A 246-nucleotide genomic window follows, 5' to 3' on the forward strand; every position below is an offset into this window, starting at 1 on the left:
AGTAAAACAGTATCCAAACTTTGAGGTTTACGGCCCAAGTAACAGTCCATTTAAAGGAATAACAATGCCTTTAAATGAAGACCAAACGATTACCGTTTTAGGCACCTCATTTAATATTATCACCACGCCTGGCCACACACTCGATCATATTTGTTATGTTAATGAACAACTTGCCTTTACTGGTGATACTTTAGTTAGTGGTGGTTGTGGGCGTTTATTTGAAGGCTCTGCAGCGCAAATGTGGCA

The 246-nt window shown here is 39.8% G+C and carries 1 protein-coding gene; it reads left to right on the top strand.

Going from position 1 to position 246, the window contains the following annotated elements:
• The coding region (locus tag AAEY62_RS24100; protein WP_350636991.1) for an MBL fold metallo-hydrolase at window positions 1-246 on the top strand (246 nt) is incomplete at both ends.

It is taken from the genome of Pseudoalteromonas sp. GW168-MNA-CIBAN-0100 (genome assembly GCF_040309225.1).
In the GTDB taxonomy this organism is placed as follows: Bacteria; Pseudomonadota; Gammaproteobacteria; order Enterobacterales; family Alteromonadaceae; genus Pseudoalteromonas; species Pseudoalteromonas arctica.